A 15,864-nucleotide genomic window follows, 5' to 3' on the forward strand; every position below is an offset into this window, starting at 1 on the left:
ACCGGCGTCAGCAGCGTGGCCGCGGGCAGGGCCTGGACCGGGACGCCGACGGCCCCGGGGTCGCCCTCGCCCGGCCGGAACCCGGGGTCCCACGGCGCGGGGCCGGCGAAGTCGCCCGTGCGCCCGCCGCTCTTGGCGACCAGCGCGACCGGGCCGACGGCGATCCCGCGCTCGACGCCCTTGACCATGTCGTAGACGTTGATCGCCGCGACGAGCGCGGCGGTCATCGCCTCGATCTCGACGCCGGTCTGCCCGACGGTGCGGGCCTCCGCCTCGATGCGGACCTGCCCGAGCTCCGGCACGACCTCGGCCCGGACGTCGACCTTCGTCAGCGCGATCGGGTGCGCGAGCGGCACGAGGTCCGGCACGCGCTTGGCGGCCGTGATCCCGGCGATCCGCGCCACCCCGAGGACGTCGCCCTTGGGCAGGTCGCCCGCGGCGATGCGCGCCGCGGTGTCGGGCGTGGTGGACAGCAGCGCCGCCGCGACCGCACGGCGCTCGGTGACGGCCTTGCCGCCGACGTCGACCATCGTCGCGGAGCCGTCGGGCCGCAGGTGGGGCAGGTCGCCCCCGGGGTGCCGCTCGCCGGGCTCGCCGCTCGCGCCGACGGGCGCCGGGGGATCCGGGGTGGTCCCGGCGGCCGCCGCGGTCGGGGCGGCCGGACCCGAGCCGGTCGAGGTGGTGGCGCCCGGCGCAGGCGGGGTGCCCGGCGCCGGTGGCAGGGTGCCGGCGACCCAGGCGCGCTGCTCGCCGTCGACCTCCTGCTTCCAGATCGGGGCCTCGGCCTTGATGCGGTCGAGCGCCTCGCGGCCGGCGAGGAACGCCTCGCCGCGGTGGGGCGCGGAGACCGCGACGACGACCGCGGCGCCGGGCCACGGGACGGCACCGACGCGGTGCTCCGCTGCCGCCGCGACGGCGCCGTGCTTCGCGACGACCTCGCCGAGGATCACCGCGATCCGCTCGGCGGCCATCCGCTCGTGCGCCTCGTAGTCCAGCTGCGGGACGTCCCGCGGGGTGCCGGAGAACGTGACGATCGCCCCGGCCTCGGGGCGCGCGACGAGCTCGTAGAGGGCGGTCTGGTCGATCCGCTCGGCCGTCACGCCCGCGCGCACCACGCCGGGCGGCAGGTCGGTGGCCCAGGCGCTCTGCGGCTCGGCGGGCACGGCCCCGGCGGAGGCGTCGCCGGACCGACCGGCCTCCGCGCCGCCGGCCTCGTCGGCCCGGGGCGCCCCACCGCTGACCGGCGGGATCAGCGACAGCTCGGTGCCGTCGCGCAGCACGGTGCCGGCGTCCGCGTACTCGCGGTCGACGGCCAGGACCATCGCCGCGTCGCCACCGGGAGCGGCCACCCCGACGGCCGGCCAGACCGCCACGACGGCCTCGCCCGCGGTCGCCCCGGCGGGCAGCGTGAGCGCGGTGCGCCCGACGCCGGCGTGCTCGCGCAGCCCGGCGAAGAGCCGCACGTCGACGCGGATGGTCTCCCCCGCGCCCGGATCGGTCGTCGCGTCGCTCATGTGCGGGGATGGTCGTGGACGGAGCCCCACGAGTGCGCCCAGCCGTCCGCGGGCTCCAGCGGCACCACGTCCACCACCGCGCCGGCGGGCTGCTCCTCGCCCGGCGGGACGATCGCCAGGGCGTTGGCCTGCCCGAGCGACCCGAGCAGGTGCGACGCCTGGCCGTCGAGGATCGAGACCGCCAGCGTGCCCTCGGGGTAGACCCGCACGCAGGCGCGGCGGGCGGCGGTGCGCCCGGGCAGGCCCGAGGTCGGGGCGGTCAGTCGGCCGCGCAGCGGCTCCGCCGGCGGACGCCCGAGCGCGGCGTCCAGGGCGGCGCGCACGAGCAGCGTCGCCGTGACGAAGACGGACGCCGGGTTGCCGGGCAGGCCGAACACCGGCACGCCCGACGGCAGCGCCCCCAGCCAGGTCGGCTTGCCGGGCTGCAGCGCCACGCGGAAGAGGTCCTGCCGGGCGCCGAGCGCCTCGAGCGCCGGGCGCACGTGGTCGTGCGGGCCCATCGAGAGGCCGCCGCAGACGACGACGAGGTCGCCGTCGGCCCCGCGGATCGCGTCGATCGTCGCCCCGCGGTCGTCGGGCACGGCGACCGTCGCCGCGACGTCCGCACCCCAGGTCCGGACGAGCGCGGGCACGACGACGCCGTTGACGTCGTGGACCGCCCCGGGCGGCAGCTCGACGTCCGGTCCCGCGCCGCGGACGACCTCGTCGCCGGTGTGCAGGACGGTGACCCGCGGCCGCCGGCGGACCGGGACGTGCGTGAAGCCCGCGCCCGAGAGCGGGGCGAGGTGCTGGACCCCGAGCCGCGTGCCGGCCGCGACGACCAGGCCGCCGGCGGCGAGGTCCGTCCCCGCGGCCCGCACGAACGCGCCGTCGGCGGGTGCGGCGGCGAAGCGCGCGTGCCCGTCCTGCTCGACGACCTCCTCGTAGGGGACGACCGCGTCCGCACCGGCGGGGATCACGGCACCGGTGGCGATGCGGATGACGTGTCCGGGCTCCAGCGCGCGGTCCGCGGGCTCGCCGGCCCGCGACTCCGCGGCGACCGGGAGCGCGACGGCGACCTCCGCCGTCGCGCCCGCCAGGTCCGCGGCGCGGACGGCGAACCCGTCCATCGCGGAGCTCGCGAAGCCCGGCAGCGCACGGACCGCGGTGACGTCGGAGGCGACCGTCCGGCCGACGGCGTCGTCCAGCGCGACGTCCTCGGCGGGCAGGACGAGCGTCGCCCCGAGGCGGCGGGCTGCGGCGACGGCCTCGTCCAGCGGGGTCAGGGTCGGGGCGTCGGGCGGCACGGGAGCCGGCTCAGCCGCCGATGGCGCTCATCGGCCGGTCCGGCGGCCGGAAGCCCGGCTTGTGCATCTCGTGGCCCCACTGCTTGCCCGCGACGGCGGTGCGGATCATCGCGACGAGGTCCTCGTCCGACGAGCCGTCGCGCAGCGCGCCGCGCAGGTCGGTCTCGTCGTGCGAGAAGAGGCAGGTGCGCAGCTGGCCGTCGGCCGTCAGGCGCAGACGGTCGCAGTCGCCGCAGAACGACTCCGTGACCGACGAGATGAAGCCGACCTCGCCGCCGCCGTCGCGGAAGCGGAAGACGCGGGCGGTGGACGACGGCGCGCGTTCCAGGGCGTCGACGGGCCAGCGCTCGTGGATCAGCGACCGGACCTCCTCGCCCGTGAGGACGTGGTCCTCGGTCCAGTCGCCCGAGGCGTCCAGCGGCATGACCTCGATGAACCGCAGCTGCAGGCCGCGCTCGCGGGCGAAGCCGACCAGGTCGACGCACTCGTGCTCCGTGATGCCCTTGAGCGCGACGGCGTTGAGCTTGACCCCGACGTCGTGGCGGTCGAGCGCCTCGAGGCCGCGCAGGACGGCGGGCAGCACGTCCCGGCGCGTCAGCTCGGCGAAGCGGGTCGGGTTGACCGAGTCGATCGAGACGTTGAACCGGTCGACGCCCGCGGCGACCAGCGCGTCGGCGTGCCGCGAGAGCAGCACCCCGTTGGTGGTCATCGAGATCTCCTCGATCCCCTCGACGGCGTCGATCCGCTCGATCAGGGCGGGCAGGTGCGCCCGGGCCAGCGGCTCGCCACCCGTGATCCGCACGGTCCGGACCCCGAGGCCGGCCAGGACCTCGACGAGGCGGACGGTCTCGTCGTCGTCCAACCGCTCGTCCTTGGGCAGCCACTGGATGCCGGACTCCGGCAGGCAGTAGGTGCAGCGCAGGTTGCAGACGTCGGTGACGGAGACGCGGAGGTCCCGCACCACCCGCCCGAACCCGTCCTGCAGCGGCGCGACGGCCGTTGCGGGGTGGTGCGCGACCGCGGCTCCCGCCCGGGCCGTGCGACGGGCCGTGGGGGCGGGGGGCGGTGCGCCGGGAGTGTCCGGGGTCACCCGACCGAGTGTACGCGCGGCGACCCCGGGCCCCCGCGGGTGGCCTGGATGCCGGCCCGGCGGCGCGGCCGGCGGAGCCCCGCCCGACACGTGCCGGCCTCAGTCCCCCGCGACGAGGTACGCCACGTCGGTCTCCCAGCGCCAGGGGTCGGGCTCCTCGAACGGCCCGACGCGGAAGTGCTCGATCGAGCCGCCGAACGCCGTCGTGCCCTCCGCGGTCGGCGTGCGGTCGATCCACAGGCCCTCCGCCGTCGCCCACTCGCGGACGATGCGGTGCAGCGCGCCGAGCCCGTCGTAGCCACCGCGGTGCAGGGCGACGATCCACCGGCCGGCGGGCAGCTCGTCGGCGAGCAGCCGCCCGTCCACCCCGCAGGGCGGGGCGTCCAGCGGGACGCACGCCTCGAACGACGCCGGGGGCGGACCGGCCGGTGGGACGGCCCGCTCGTCGACGCACCGATAGCGCACGAACGGCCCGCCCGCCGGTCGCAGGCCGCGCGCGAGCACCCACCTCAGCGCCGCGGGCACGGCGTCGTGCATCGCCGCCCGGAACGCGGCCTCGTCCCCCGCGCGGGCCGGGATCCCGACGTACGGTCGTGCCGCGAGGAGCTCGACGCGCGGCTGGTGATGGGCGCGCAGCTGCTCGGGACTCATGCCGCACGGACGACGCGGGCGCCGGGAACTCATCGGTCCGGCGTCCGGCACCTCGAGGGCCCGGCCGATCTAGGATCCAGCGCATGATCAGCTCCCGACGACGCCTCACCGTCGCCGCCACCACCGGCGTCCTCGCCGTCTCCGTCGCCGGCGTCGCCCTGGCGGACGGCCGATGCGGCGCCGTGAACTGCCGCTCGGACATCAGCGTCTCGGGCTTCGCGGAACCACAGCCCGTGAAGATCGGCGAGACGAGCCGCCTGAAGTTCACGGTCCGCAACAACGGCCCGGACGGCACCGAGAGCACCGAGCTCAAGACGACGATCCCCGACGGCCTGAAGATCAGCCGCACGCTGACCTACGGCGGTCCCCAGTGCGGACAGACCGGCCAGTTCGTCGAGTGCAAGCTCGGCGCCTTCGCGGCGTTCCAGACGATGACCGTGCAGGTCGACGTCGTCGGCACCCGCGCGCAGACGTTCCAGATCCCGGCCAACGTCTACGGCTACGGCAGCGACGACCCCAACGGCGGCAACGGCCAGGTCACCGCGTCGCTGGGCGTGCTGACGAAGAGCGGCTCGGCGGGGTCCGGGTCCGGGTCCTCGAACGCCGGCGGCAAGCTGACCGTCGCGGACCCGCAGCGGCCGCTGAAGACCGGCGGGGTCAAGGTCCGGGTGCTGACCTACGCGACCGGCACGATGCGCATCCGGGGCCGGGTCTACATCGGCCGGGGCCACGTCGACCTGTCGAAGGTCGTCCAGGGCGTGCGCAGCGGCGAGACCAAGGACGTCTTCCTCGGCACCACCCCGAGCGTGCTGAAGAAGATCCGCGCGGGTCTGCGCGGCGGCAAGCGCCTGCGCACCAAGATCAGCGGCTCCGTCGGGAGCCGCAAGATGTCGACGGAGATCCACCTGCGCCGCTGAGCGGCGTGGCCTCGGTCCGCGGCGGACCGGACGCGGTGGGCTCCGCCCCGACGGCGCGGGCCGCGGGCGGGCCGCTACGGCGCGAGGAACCCGCCGGCGCGCAGCTGCCCCGCGCAGGTGCCCGACTGGAGGTCCTGGAGCAGCGCCGCGGCGTCCGCGGCGTGCTCCGAGGCCTTGGCGACGGCGGCCGTGTAGGTCACCTCGGGCGCCAGCTCGGCGGGCAGCGGCAGGGCGCTCAGCGCGCCCCGGGTCGCCTCGACGTCCGTGTCGTGGACGATCGCGGCGTCCAGCCGACCGCCGCGCACCGCGCTGACCAGCGACCGGGCCTCGCCGGAGCGCGTGCGGACACGGGCGAGCACGGCCTCCCGCTGCCTCGAGTCGAGCTTCTCCAGCGCCGTGGTCGTGGTCGCCCCGAGCGCGCCCGTGTCGTCGCCGATGCCGATCAGCGCCCGGCTGTCCCCCGACGTCAGGTCGGAGAAGTCGCGGACCTCGGCGTCGTCGGCCGGGACCGCCAGGACGAGCGTGTCGCGCGCGAAGACCTGGGGTGCCTCGAGGACCCCGCCGTCGGCCAGTCGCTGGGGCAGCACGCTGTCGTCGGAGGCCACGACGTCGCCGCGGCCCTGGCGGAGCCGCGCCTCGATCTCGCCCGGGCTCCCGACCTCGACGCGGACGTCGGCCGGCGCGTACTCCTTCGCGCAGGCCGTGATCGGCACGCCGAGCGAGCGCGACACCTGCAGGACCAGGGTCGGGTGCCCGTCGAGCACCAGCGGCGGCTTCGTCGACTCCTCGTCGGACCCGCACGCGGCGGCGCCCAGCGCGGCCGTGGACAGGAGGGCGGCCGCGAGGCCGCGACGGAGAACGGCGCTCACGTGCGCACCCCGCCCTCGACCATGACCGAGGTCGACTTGACGGTCGCCGTGGCCGGCATCCCGGCGACGAGTCCGAGCTCGTCGACCGCGTCGCGCGTGATCACCGACGTGATGCGGTGCGGGCCGGCCTCGATCTCGACGACCGCCATGACGCCGTCGACCTCGACGGAGAGGACGGTGCCGGGGAAGCGGTTGCGGGCCGACAGTCCCACGCCCGTGCGGTGGCGGTCCGGCGTGCTGCTCAGCCGGGTGACCTCGCTGCGCGCCACGCGACGGCGGTTGCGGGCGTCGCGGGTGGTCGTCAGGCGACCGGAGGCGTCCCACCGCCGCAGGGTGTCGGCGCTGACGCCGAGCGCCTTCGCGGCGTCGCCCAGGGAGAGGTCCTCGCTCATGCAAGGCGCAGGGTTGCATAGGCACCGCCGCCGCGCACGGGCGATCGTGCCCGTGCGGCGGTGGGCGGACGACCGTCCGACCGGGACGTGCAGGTTCAGCCCGTGACGGGCACGGCGACCTCCCGCGGCGGTGCCATCGGCTCCCGCCCGTGCTCGGCCGCCACGATCGCGTCGTTGAGCATGGCGGCGGCCATCGACCCCTGCGCGATCGCGGCGGCGACCTGCGGGGCCATCGCCCCGACGTCGCCCGCGGCGAAGAGGCCCGGCACCGTCGTGCGCCCGAACGCGTCGACGTCGACGGTCCCCCTGCCGGTCAGCGTCGCCCCGAGCCCGACCGCCACGCCGTCGCGCAGCTCGAGCGGGGCGGCGACCATGATCCCGTCGCGCTCCAGCGTCCCGCCGTCCTCGAACCGCACCGCCCGGAGCGCCCCGTCGACGCCGTCGAGGGCCGCGACGGGTCGCTCGTCGACCCGGACGCCCGCGCGACTGAGCGCCGTGCGCTCCGCGTCGTCCAGGACCGCGGGCCCGTCCGTCAGCAGCACGACGTCGTCGCTCCACCCGCGCAGCAGCAGGGCGCGGTGCGTCGCCGCCTCGGCGCCGAGCACCGCAAGTCGCCCGTCGCGGGCCTCCCAGCCGTGGCAGTAGGGGCAGTGGAACGCCGCCCCGCCCCAGAGCGCGGCCAGGCCCGGGAGCTCCGGCAGCCGATACCGCATGCCGACCGCCAGGAGGACCCGCTCGGCCGCCACCCGTTCGCCGTCCTCGAGCGTCAGGACGAAGCCGTCGCCGTCGCGTCCGCCCTCGGTCACCCGCGCGTCGCGCACCGTGATCGTCGGGTAGGCGGCCAGCTCCGCGCGGCCGCGGGCGTAGAGCTCGCGCGGCGCCAGGCCGTCGTGGCCCAGGAGGCCCCCGATGCCGTGGGCCGGCAGGTTGCTCTGCTCGCCGGCGTCGAGGACGAGCACGCGACGGCGCGCCCGGCCCAGCACGAGCGCCGCGCTCAGGCCTGCGGCGCCGCCGCCGATGATCACGCAGGGCCAGGTCGTCGTGCCGTTCATGGAGACATCGTGCGCCGGCGCCACCTATCTGGCAACCTTTCGTGCCATGTCGGCAAGAACTCCGTCCGAAGGCCGGGACGATGGGACCGAGTCCCGCGACGACGTGCAGTCGCGCGTCCGCGCCCGGCTGCGATCGCTGCGCGCCGACCGGGGCCTGACGCTCGCCGAGGCGGCCGGCGCGGCGGGGATGGACCCGTCCTCGTGGAGCCGGCTGGAGTCCGGTGCCAGGAGGCTGACGCTCGACCACCTGCCGGTGCTCGCCCGGGCGCTGGGGATCACGGTCGACGACCTCCTCGAGGCGCCCGTCGCGCCCGACCCCCGGGTCGCCGCCACGCCGACCACGCGCGACGGGATGACGTTCTGGCCGCTGAACCACCACCCCACCGGCTCCGGCCACCACGCCTTCAAGATCCGGCTGCCCAGCGACCGCCGCGAGGCGATGCCGCGCGAGCACGAGGGACACGACTGGCTCTACGTCCTGTCCGGGAGGCTGCGGCTCGTGCTGGGCGAGGAGGAGTTCGTGCTGCGGCCGGGCGAGGCCGCCGAGTTCGACACCCGCACCCCGCACTGGATCGGCGTCGTCGACGAGCCCGTCGAGCTGATCGGGCTGTTCGGGCCGAGCGGCGAGAAGGTCCACCTGCGCAGCTGAGGCACCGGCCCGGCGTCGCCGCCGGCCCCGGCCCGCCGGCCCCTCGACCCGCGGTCCCGTCGACCGCGGCCACCACCCCCGGTCCCCGAAGCTGGGATCGCTTCTCGCGCGGGTCGGTGCCACGCTTGCTGCATGGGCGACCACGGGAGCCACGACCACGACCACGGCGGACACGGCGACCACGGGCACGTCCACGGCGTCTCGGCCGACGCCAACGTCCCGAAGCTGACGCTCGCCCTCGCGCTGATCCTCGGCTTCATGACGGTCGAGGTGATCGTCGCGCTGATCTCGGGGTCCCTCGCGCTGCTCTCCGACGCCGCGCACATGCTCACCGACGCGGCCGCGATCGCCCTGTCGCTCGTGGCCGCCCGGCTGGCCCGGCGGCCCGCGAAGGGCTCGATGACCTTCGGCCTCAAGCGCGTCGAGATCCTCTCCGCGCAGGCCAACGGCGTGACGCTGCTGGTCCTCGCGGCGATCATCGCCTTCGAGGGCGTCCGGCGGCTGGTCGACCCGCCCGAGGTCGAGGGCGGGCTGATCCTCGTCGTCGCCCTCGCCGGCATCGTCGTGAACCTCGCCGCGACCTGGGTGCTCGCACAGGCCGACCGCCGCAGCCTGAACGTCGAGGGCTCCTACCAGCACGTCCTGACCGACCTCTACGCGTTCATCGGCACCGCCGTGGCCGCGGTCGTGATCATGACCACGGGCTTCGAGCGGGCCGACCCGATCATCTCGCTCGTGATCGCCGGGCTGATGCTGCGCTCCGGTTGGGGCCTCGTGCGGGCGTCGGGCCGGGTGTTCCTGGAGGCCGCGCCGCAGGGCATCGACCCCGACGAGCTCGGCCATGCGCTCGCCTCCCAGACGGACGTCGTCGAGGTCCACGACCTGCACGTGTGGGAGCTGACCTCGGGCTTCCCGATGCTCTCCGCCCACGTCGTCGTCGCCACGGACTCGGACTGCCACGGGATCCGCCGCGAGCTCGAGCACACGATCCACGAGCGCTTCGGCATCGAGCACACCACCCTCCAGGTCGACCACGAGTGCGGCGACCTGCTGACGATCCAGCCGCGCTCGGCGCTGGCGGGGAGCGGCGGGGGCGGCTGAGCGGTCGGCCGTCGTGGCCGCCCGGACCGGGGGGCCCCGCGTCAGACCTGCCGCCCCGCACCGCCCTGCGCCGCCAGCGTCCCGTCGACGAACGCGTGCGTGCGGGCGCGCAGCCGCTCCGCGTCCTCGGGGTCGTGCGACACGACGACTGCCGGGATCCGCCGGCGCTGCACCTCGGAGCGCACCAGCTCCGCGGCGACGGCGTGGGCCGCGTCGTCCAGCGCCGAGAAGGGCTCGTCGAGCAGCAGGGCCGTCGCCGGCCGGGCCAGGGCGCGGGCCAGGGCCACCCGCTGACGCTCGCCGCCGGAGAGGTCCGCCGGGCGGGCGTCGGCGCGGTCCGCGAGGCCGAGCCGGTCCAGCCGGCCGACGGCGTCGGTGCGACGGTCGCCGCGGGACCGCCGGGCCCGGTCCGTCGCGAACGCCACGTTCCGCCACGCGGACAGGTGCGGCAGCAGCGCCAGCTCCTGGACGACGACGCCGACCTCGCGCTCGCGCGGCCGCAGGTCGCGGCGACCGGCCTCGAACCACGTCCGGTCGCCGCAGACGATCGTGCCCTCCGCCGGCCGGACCAGCCCGGCCAGCGCGCGGACCACGGACGTCTTGCCCGCGCCTGAGGGGCCGACGATCAGGGCGACCTCGCCGGGCGCCACCGAGAGCCGCGCGACGAACGTGCGCGCGCCGCGCACGACGCGGACGTCGACCTCCAGCCCGTCAGGCACGGACGCCGTCCTCGCCCCGGGACGCGAGGACCCGGGCGATCAGCAGCAGCGCGGCGGAGACGACGATCAGCACCGCCGAGAGCGCCAGGGCCCCGGGGAAGTCGCTCGAGAACCGCGTGTAGACCTCGAGCGACGCCGTGCGCGTCACGCCCTCGAGCGAGCCGGCGAACATCAGGGTGGCGCCGAACTCGCCGATCGCGCGGGCGAAGGTCAGGGTCGCGCCCGCCCCCAGGCCGGGCGCCGCGAGCGGCACCGCGACGCGCAGGAAGACCCCGCTCTCCCGGGCGCCCGAGAGCCGGGCGGCGTCGAGGATCGCCGGGTCGAGGGCCTGGAACGCCGTCTGGGCCTGCCGCAGGTGGAACGGCCCGGCGACGAAGACGAGGGCGACGACCACGGCCGCGAAGGTCAGGGGCAGCCGGATCCCGCCGTCCACCAGCGCACCGCCCACGAGACCCTGAGGACCGAACGCCGCCAGGAGCCCGATCCCTGCGACCGCCGGCGGCAGCACGAGCGGCAGCTCGAGCAGGGCGCTCAGCGCCGTCCGGCCGGGGAACCGCGTCGTCGCCAACACGTACGCGGCGGGGGTCCCGACGAGGACCACCAGCACGACCGCGATCCCGGAGCCGGCGAAGCTCAGGCCGAGCGCCGTCAGCGACGAGCTCGTCCGCAGGCTGTCCCAGAGGCGGCCGGGTGCGGTGTCGGTGACGATCGCCACCAGCGGCAGCGCCAGACCGAGCGCGACGAGCAGCAGCGCCAGGGACGCCAGGACGCCGAACGGCGTGGGGCGGCGTCCCCGCAACGCTCAGCCCGCGGCGCCCGGGGCGAGGAACCCGGCCGTGCGCAGCGCAGCGCCGCACGTGCCGCTGCGCAGGTCCTCGAGCAGCGCCTTGGCCGCCGCGGCCTGCTCGGAGCCCGTGACGACGGCCGCCTCGTACGAGACCTTCGGCCGGATCGCGGTCGGCAGGGCGACCGCCTTCACCGCGCCCTTCGTCGCCGTCACGTCGGTCCGGTAGACGAACGCCGCGTCGACGACGCCCTGCTGGAGCTTGGCGAGCACGCTCTTGACGTCCGGCTCCTCCGTCCGCACGCGGTCGAGGATCGCCTTGCGCTGCGCCTGCGGCAGGCGACCGAGGGCCTTCTGCGTGTAGGACCCCACCGGGACCGACGGCGCGCCGACCGCCAGCCGCACGTCGTCGCCGTCGGCGATCGCCTCGAGCGAGTCGACCTTCGCCCCCGTCGCCGGGACCGCGAGCACCAGCTCGTTGCCGGCGAACGCGACGGGCGTGTCGACCTTGCCCTCCTGCGCCAGCTCCTGCGGCAGCGTCGCGTTGGCCGCGGCGAACAGGTCGCCCCCGGCGCCCTTGCGGATCTGCGCCGCCAGCTCGTCCGAGCCCGCGAACGACAGCCGGACCTTCGCCGGGCCGTAGTCCTTCGTGCACGCCGTCAGCGCACCGGTGAGCGACGCGGCGGCCTGCACCGTGAGCGTCGGCCGGTCGCCGCCCGCGGAGCCGGAGCCGGCCCCGTCGCTCTCGTCGTCGGAGCCGCACGCGGTCACGCCGAGCGCGGTGGCGAGGGCCAGGGCGACGGTCGCGGTACGGCGGGCGTACCGGGGCACGAAGGCGGAGGAGGGCGACGAGGTCGGCATTGTGCCCCAGCATTGCATGGGCACGGTCGCGTCGGTCCGGACGACGGGCACGACGGCGGAACCGCCTCGCGCCGACAGGCGGGACGACGTCGTGTCCGGCGGGGCGAGGTCCGGACGACGCGTCAACGGGCGATAGCGAGCAGCCGGCCGCCGCGCTCGGCCCGCCCGTACCCGCGCTCCGCGAGCCGTGCCGCCGAACGGCCCGTGCGCTCGTAGGAGCGGGCGGCCCGGCGGACCGCCGCCTCGCTCCGGGCCCGCGACAGCCGGGTCACCGCGACGCGGTCCGCGCGCGCCAGCCGACCGACGGCCAGCCCGAGGTCCCCCAGGCCGTCGAGGACGAGCGTCCGGCCCTCGGCGGCGAGCGGGGTGTCCGCCCGCTCGGCGACGAACTCCCCCCGGAGCCCGACCACGGTCCGGCGGGCGCGGTCGTGGATCCGGCCCGCACGGCGGAGGTGTCGCACGGCGGCGGCCACCGAGGTCGTCGGTGTCGCGCCCACCGAGCGCAGATCCCGCTCGACCCGCTCGCGGACCGGGCCGGCGCCCGCGACGAGCTCGCGCAACCCGGCGTCGCTGGCGCCGGCCGGCGCCGCGGCGAGCAGCGTCAGGAGGGCGACCGCGATCGCGACGAGAGGACGGCGGTTCGGGGGGCTCACCGGTCGACCGTACCCGGCAGGACCTCCCGGCGGGTCAGCTCGAGGTCGGCATCCACGGGGCGTTCAGGATCAGGGTGCGCCCACGGCTGACCCGCCGGTTCCCCCGGTCGTAGCGGCGGTCCTGGGCCTTCAGCAGCCGGAGCATGCGACGGCCCGCCGCCCGGTAGGTGCCCTCGGTCGGCGCGTTCGTCATCTCCTCGATGCCGCGTCGGAGGACGCCTGCCGAGGTCCCGGACGCATTGGCGAGGTCGCGGTGTCCCCGCAGGGCCAGCAGCCGACCGCGCTTGGCCTGGGTGGTCTGCGGCTGCTGCGCGCGATAGCGGCGCCGGAGCGCCAGGACGTTGCGCGAGATCCGCGACTGGTGGTTGGCGCTCCGGCGGAGGTAGCGCACGTACGCGTCGAACGACCGCGAGCTCGGCGCCTTCAGGCGCGTGCCGACGGCGTTCAGGCGCTTCTGGACGGCGAGGTCCCGCTTGACCACGGCCTGCAGGCCGGCGTCGCTCGCCGATGCGACCGCCGGTGGCCCCAGCAGCCCGGCGAGGGCGATCAGGACGAGCAGGGACCACGGGCGGGACGCACGACGCATGGCCGGCAACGTACCGACCGCGACCCGGACCACGACCCGTCCGGACGGACGGCCGGGCGATCCCGCCAGGCCCTCCGGGCGTCGGGGTGCGTCCACCGCGGGGCGCCCGTCGTACTCCCCGTGACCCGGGACACACGACCCGTCCGCGTCCGGGACGACCGATGCACGACCTCGACGACCGCTCCCCGGCGACCGCCGCCCCGCACGGGTGGCGGGGCGCCGGCTCCCTCCCCGACCGCCCGGGCGACGCGCGCCACCGCGGTGGCCGGCACCTCGCCGCCGTGCCCGCGCCGACGACCGACGCGCCGCCCCACCGCCCGCTCTCGCGGATCGCCCTGCAGCGGACGCGGCACGACGTCCTCCGCACCGCCCTCGGGTTCGCCCGGGACGCGTGGGGCGCCGACGGGGCGTTCGCGGCGACCCGGCGCGTGCCCGGGGTCTTCCCGGTCGACGTGCGCGTCGGGCTCGACGCGCCCTGCTGGACGGGCGTCGTCGTCCGGTCGGGACGCGGCATGGGCGGCCGCGTGATCGAGGAGCGCGGCCCGCGGACGAGCGACGACTACCTCCAGGACGCGTCGATCACCGCGGACTACGTGCCGATCATGCGTCGGGAATCGGTCCGCGCGACGGCCGTCGTGCCGGTCGAGGACCTGTCGGGCGGCACGCACGCGACCGGGCCGGCGGCGCTGCTCTACGTCACCTCGCGCGACGTCGGAGCCCCGGGCGACCGCGTGCTCGTCGAGCTCCTGCGCATCGCCGACATGGCCGCCGTCGGCCTCGCCCACCTCGGGGAGACCGCCCCTGACCCTCTGCCGGTCGTGGAGACGTCGCTGACACCCCGCGAGCTCGAGCTGCTCGAGCTGCTCGCCCGCGGGTGCTCCAACCGGCAGATCGCCGAGGACCTCGTGATCTCGCCCTCGACCGTCAAGGCGCACCTCGGGCGGATCTACCGCAAGCTCGGGGAGCCCAGCCGACTCGCCGCGGTCGCCGCCGCGCGTCGCGCCGGACTGGTCTGACCGGGACGGCGCGGGTCCTCCTCCGCGGCCGGGTGCACCGGCCCGGTCGCCGACCGCAGGGGCCCGCCGCCGCGCCCGGCGCGCACCGCGAGGATCTCGGCCACGATCGACACGGCCGTCTCGGCCGGCGACGCACCCCCGACGTCGAGCCCGCACGGTCCGTGGATCCGGGCCTGCGCGGCGGCGTCCACGCCGGCCTCGTCGAGGCGCTCCGCGCGCCGCTCCTGCGTCCTGCGCGATCCGAGGGCGCCGACGTAGAACGCGGTGCTCGCGGTCGCCCCGGCCAGCGCGGGGACGTCGAAGCGCAGGTCGTGCGAGAGCACGAGGACCGCGGCGTCGGTGTCGAGTCCGACCTGCGGCAGCGCGTCCTGCGGCCACCCCACGACGAGGCGGTCCGCGGACGGCACCCGCTCGCGCGTCAGGAACGTCTCACGGGCGTCGACGACGGTCGAGCGCCAGCCGAGGCGCGCGCCGAGGAAGCACAGCTCCTCGGCGATGTCGTAGGCCCCGACGATCACGAGGTGCACTGGCGGGCCGAAGAGCTCCGCGAGGACGCGTACGCCCTCGAACTCGATCGTCGTCGACCGGCCCGCGGCGCGGACGTCCTCCACGACGGCGACCAGCCCGGCCGGGCCCGACCCGCCGACGTGCCCGGTGTCCAGGTCGAAGATCCGCTTGCGGCCGATCCCCGGGCCCTCGAGCACGGTGAACACGACGCCGCGACGGCCCGACAGGGCGAGCGCAGCCGCCTCCTCGCGCTCGTCGCTCACAGCAGCTCCACGAAGACGTCGATCTCGCCGCCGCACGGCAGGCCGATCCCCAGCGCCTCGTCGTCGGCGATCCCGTAGGTCAGGAGCCGCGGGACCCCGGCGACGAGGACCTCCTGGGCGATCCGGCAGACGTCGGCCTCGACGCACCCACCGGAGACCGATCCGACGACCGCGTCGTCGGCGCGCACGACCATCCGTGTGCCGACGGGTCGGGGTGCGGAGCGTCGGGTGGCCACGACGACCGCGGAGGCGACGCGGTGGCCCTCCGCCTTCCATCCACGGCCGACCGCGAGCGGGTCGGCGGGACGGACGACGGCTCGCGGACCGTCCGCGACCCGGTGGGGCGCGAGCGTGCTCACTCGGCGCTCTGCGGCAGCTCGACCGCGCTCTTCCTCTTCGACGGGGCGGGCTTGCGCGCCACCGGCTTCTTCTTCTTCGCCTTGCGCTTCTTCGGCTTGGTGACCTGCAGGACGGGCATCGCGGCCTCGCCCTTCTTGATCGCCTCGCGGATGCGCGGGTACGTGCCGCACCGGCAGACGTTGCGGATCTGGTCCAGGTCGTTCTCGGTGACCTGGCGCTTCTCCCGCTGCACGGTCTTGACGAGGTCGACGGCCTGCATGATCTGGCCGGGCTGGCAGTAGCCGCACTGCGCGACGTCGACGTCGAGCCAGGCCTGCTGCATCGGGTGGATCGCCTTGCCGATCGACGGAGCGAGCCCCTCGATCGTCGTGACCTCGTCCGTCGGCAGGATGTCCTTCACCGGCGTGACGCAGGGGTTGAACGCCTTGCCGTTGAGGTGGCAGGTGCAGGCGCGGCAGACACCGATGCCGCAGCCGTACTTCGGGCCGTGGATCTTCAGGACGTCGCGCAGCACCCAGAGCAGGCGGACGTCGTCCTCGACGTCGACCGTGACCTTCTTGCCGTTGACGGTGAACGTGTGATTCGGCATGCCGG

General features: G+C 76.3%; 18 protein-coding genes and 1 pseudogene. 4 read left to right on the plus strand and 15 right to left on the minus strand.

The features are described from left to right. From moaC to Q7T67_RS09930, 4 genes are all read right to left on the minus strand, one after another. A partial coding sequence (gene moaC / locus Q7T67_RS09915) for a cyclic pyranopterin monophosphate synthase MoaC (RefSeq protein WP_304788586.1) occupies window positions 1–1,514 on the minus strand: 1,514 nt, incomplete at its 3' end. Beyond that, entirely contained in the window at window positions 1,511–2,800 is a 1,290-nt protein-coding gene (glp, locus tag Q7T67_RS09920; RefSeq protein ID WP_304788588.1) for a gephyrin-like molybdotransferase Glp, read from the minus strand. The genes glp and moaC, both read right to left, overlap by 4 nt. A gap of 10 nt (window positions 2,801–2,810) precedes the next feature. Then, the gene (moaA, locus tag Q7T67_RS09925; protein ID WP_370695386.1) at window positions 2,811–3,785 is read right to left on the minus strand and encodes a GTP 3',8-cyclase MoaA; all 975 of its coding nucleotides are present in this window, start codon (window positions 3,783–3,785) and stop codon (window positions 2,811–2,813) included. A 204-nt stretch (window positions 3,786–3,989) separates the two neighbouring features. Further along, complete coding sequence (locus tag Q7T67_RS09930; protein WP_304788592.1) at window positions 3,990–4,541, minus strand: hypothetical protein; 552 nt, start codon at window positions 4,539–4,541, stop codon at window positions 3,990–3,992. An 83-nt stretch (window positions 4,542–4,624) separates the two neighbouring features. Between Q7T67_RS09930 and Q7T67_RS09935 the strand changes: the two genes are divergently transcribed. Next, window positions 4,625–5,458 (plus strand): hypothetical protein, encoded by an 834-nt coding sequence (locus Q7T67_RS09935; RefSeq protein ID WP_304788594.1) that lies wholly within the window; start codon window positions 4,625–4,627, stop codon window positions 5,456–5,458. Window positions 5,459–5,532: 74 nt separating this feature from the next. On the opposite strand, the gene Q7T67_RS09940 is transcribed toward Q7T67_RS09935, so the two are convergent. The 3 genes from Q7T67_RS09940 to Q7T67_RS09950 form a co-directional block, all read right to left on the minus strand. Further along, entirely contained in the window at window positions 5,533–6,327 is a 795-nt protein-coding gene (locus Q7T67_RS09940) for a substrate-binding domain-containing protein (RefSeq protein WP_304788595.1), read from the minus strand. Continuing rightward, window positions 6,324–6,719, minus strand: a complete 396-nt coding sequence (locus Q7T67_RS09945) for a molybdopterin-binding protein (RefSeq protein WP_304788597.1) — start codon at window positions 6,717–6,719, stop codon at window positions 6,324–6,326. Before Q7T67_RS09945 ends, Q7T67_RS09940 begins: the two co-directional genes overlap by 4 nt. Before the next feature lie 95 nt (window positions 6,720–6,814). Then, window positions 6,815–7,771 (minus strand): NAD(P)/FAD-dependent oxidoreductase, encoded by a 957-nt coding sequence (locus Q7T67_RS09950; protein ID WP_304788599.1) that lies wholly within the window; start codon window positions 7,769–7,771, stop codon window positions 6,815–6,817. 46 nt (window positions 7,772–7,817) lie between these two features. On the opposite strand from Q7T67_RS09950, the gene Q7T67_RS09955 reads away from it, so the two are divergent. Further along, window positions 7,818–8,420 (plus strand): helix-turn-helix domain-containing protein, encoded by a 603-nt coding sequence (locus Q7T67_RS09955; protein WP_370695384.1) that lies wholly within the window; start codon window positions 7,818–7,820, stop codon window positions 8,418–8,420. A 132-nt stretch (window positions 8,421–8,552) separates the two neighbouring features. Next, window positions 8,553–9,521 (plus strand): cation diffusion facilitator family transporter, encoded by a 969-nt coding sequence (locus Q7T67_RS09960; protein WP_304788603.1) that lies wholly within the window; start codon window positions 8,553–8,555, stop codon window positions 9,519–9,521. A 41-nt stretch (window positions 9,522–9,562) separates the two neighbouring features. Here Q7T67_RS09960 and Q7T67_RS09965 read toward each other — a convergent pair whose 3' ends face one another. The 5 genes from Q7T67_RS09965 to Q7T67_RS09985 all read right to left on the minus strand — a co-directional run bounded on the left by Q7T67_RS09965 (window position 9,563) and on the right by Q7T67_RS09985 (window position 13,124). Next, a complete protein-coding gene (locus Q7T67_RS09965) occupies window positions 9,563–10,240 on the minus strand; it encodes an ATP-binding cassette domain-containing protein (protein ID WP_304788605.1) in 678 nt (225 codons plus the stop codon). Then, window positions 10,233–11,039 carry an ABC transporter permease gene (locus tag Q7T67_RS09970; RefSeq protein ID WP_304788607.1) on the minus strand — a complete coding sequence of 269 codons (807 nt, stop codon included), beginning with the start codon at window positions 11,037–11,039 and terminating at the stop codon, window positions 10,233–10,235. Before Q7T67_RS09970 ends, Q7T67_RS09965 begins: the two co-directional genes overlap by 8 nt. Before the next feature lie 3 nt (window positions 11,040–11,042). Beyond that, on the minus strand, window positions 11,043–11,885 hold the full coding sequence (gene modA / locus Q7T67_RS09975) for a molybdate ABC transporter substrate-binding protein (protein WP_304788609.1): 843 nt from the start codon (window positions 11,883–11,885) through the stop codon (window positions 11,043–11,045). A gap of 122 nt (window positions 11,886–12,007) precedes the next feature. Further along, window positions 12,008–12,538 carry a hypothetical protein gene (locus Q7T67_RS09980; protein ID WP_304788611.1) on the minus strand — a complete coding sequence of 177 codons (531 nt, stop codon included), beginning with the start codon at window positions 12,536–12,538 and terminating at the stop codon, window positions 12,008–12,010. 34 nt (window positions 12,539–12,572) lie between these two features. Continuing rightward, complete coding sequence (locus Q7T67_RS09985; RefSeq protein ID WP_304788613.1) at window positions 12,573–13,124, minus strand: hypothetical protein; 552 nt, start codon at window positions 13,122–13,124, stop codon at window positions 12,573–12,575. Between the two features lie 161 nt (window positions 13,125–13,285). On the opposite strand from Q7T67_RS09985, the gene Q7T67_RS09990 reads away from it, so the two are divergent. After that, a complete protein-coding gene (locus Q7T67_RS09990; protein WP_304788615.1) occupies window positions 13,286–14,140 on the plus strand; it encodes a helix-turn-helix transcriptional regulator in 855 nt (284 codons plus the stop codon). Here the strand turns inward: Q7T67_RS09990 and Q7T67_RS09995 are convergent. The 3 genes and pseudogenes from Q7T67_RS09995 to Q7T67_RS10005 all read right to left on the minus strand — a co-directional run. Then, a complete protein-coding gene (locus tag Q7T67_RS09995; protein WP_304788617.1) occupies window positions 14,071–14,910 on the minus strand; it encodes an XdhC family protein in 840 nt (279 codons plus the stop codon). The genes Q7T67_RS09990 and Q7T67_RS09995 overlap by 70 nt on opposite strands. Next, window positions 14,907–15,440 (minus strand): XdhC family protein, encoded by a 534-nt coding sequence (locus Q7T67_RS10000; protein WP_370695385.1) that lies wholly within the window; start codon window positions 15,438–15,440, stop codon window positions 14,907–14,909. Before Q7T67_RS10000 ends, Q7T67_RS09995 begins: the two co-directional genes overlap by 4 nt. Further along, window positions 15,386–15,859, minus strand: a pseudogene (locus Q7T67_RS10005) ((2Fe-2S)-binding protein); the annotation flags it as partial. The gene Q7T67_RS10000 and the pseudogene Q7T67_RS10005, both read right to left, overlap by 55 nt. Between the last annotated feature and the right edge of the window lie 5 nt (window positions 15,860–15,864).

Origin of the sequence: Patulibacter sp., from assembly GCF_030655195.1 — a bacterium.
GTDB lineage: Bacteria > Actinomycetota > Thermoleophilia > Solirubrobacterales > Solirubrobacteraceae > Patulibacter.

What these genes read in the sequence shown, in the direction of transcription:
- Q7T67_RS09930 (WP_304788592.1), bottom strand. Translation starts at nt 4,541, where the DNA reads ATGAGTCCCGAGCAGCTGCGCGCCCATCACCAGCCGCGCGTCGAGCTC.
- Q7T67_RS09935 (WP_304788594.1), top strand. Translation starts at nt 4,625, where the DNA reads ATGATCAGCTCCCGACGACGCCTCACCGTCGCCGCCACCACCGGCGTC.
- Q7T67_RS09945 (WP_304788597.1), bottom strand. Translation starts at nt 6,719, where the DNA reads ATGAGCGAGGACCTCTCCCTGGGCGACGCCGCGAAGGCGCTCGGCGTC.
- Q7T67_RS09950 (WP_304788599.1), bottom strand. Translation starts at nt 7,771, where the DNA reads ATGAACGGCACGACGACCTGGCCCTGCGTGATCATCGGCGGCGGCGCC.
- Q7T67_RS09955 (WP_370695384.1), top strand. Translation starts at nt 7,818, where the DNA reads ATGTCGGCAAGAACTCCGTCCGAAGGCCGGGACGATGGGACCGAGTCC.
- Q7T67_RS09960 (WP_304788603.1), top strand. Translation starts at nt 8,553, where the DNA reads ATGGGCGACCACGGGAGCCACGACCACGACCACGGCGGACACGGCGAC.
- modA (WP_304788609.1), bottom strand. Translation starts at nt 11,885, where the DNA reads ATGCCGACCTCGTCGCCCTCCTCCGCCTTCGTGCCCCGGTACGCCCGC.
- Q7T67_RS09985 (WP_304788613.1), bottom strand. Translation starts at nt 13,124, where the DNA reads ATGCGTCGTGCGTCCCGCCCGTGGTCCCTGCTCGTCCTGATCGCCCTC.
- Q7T67_RS09990 (WP_304788615.1), top strand. Translation starts at nt 13,286, where the DNA reads ATGCACGACCTCGACGACCGCTCCCCGGCGACCGCCGCCCCGCACGGG.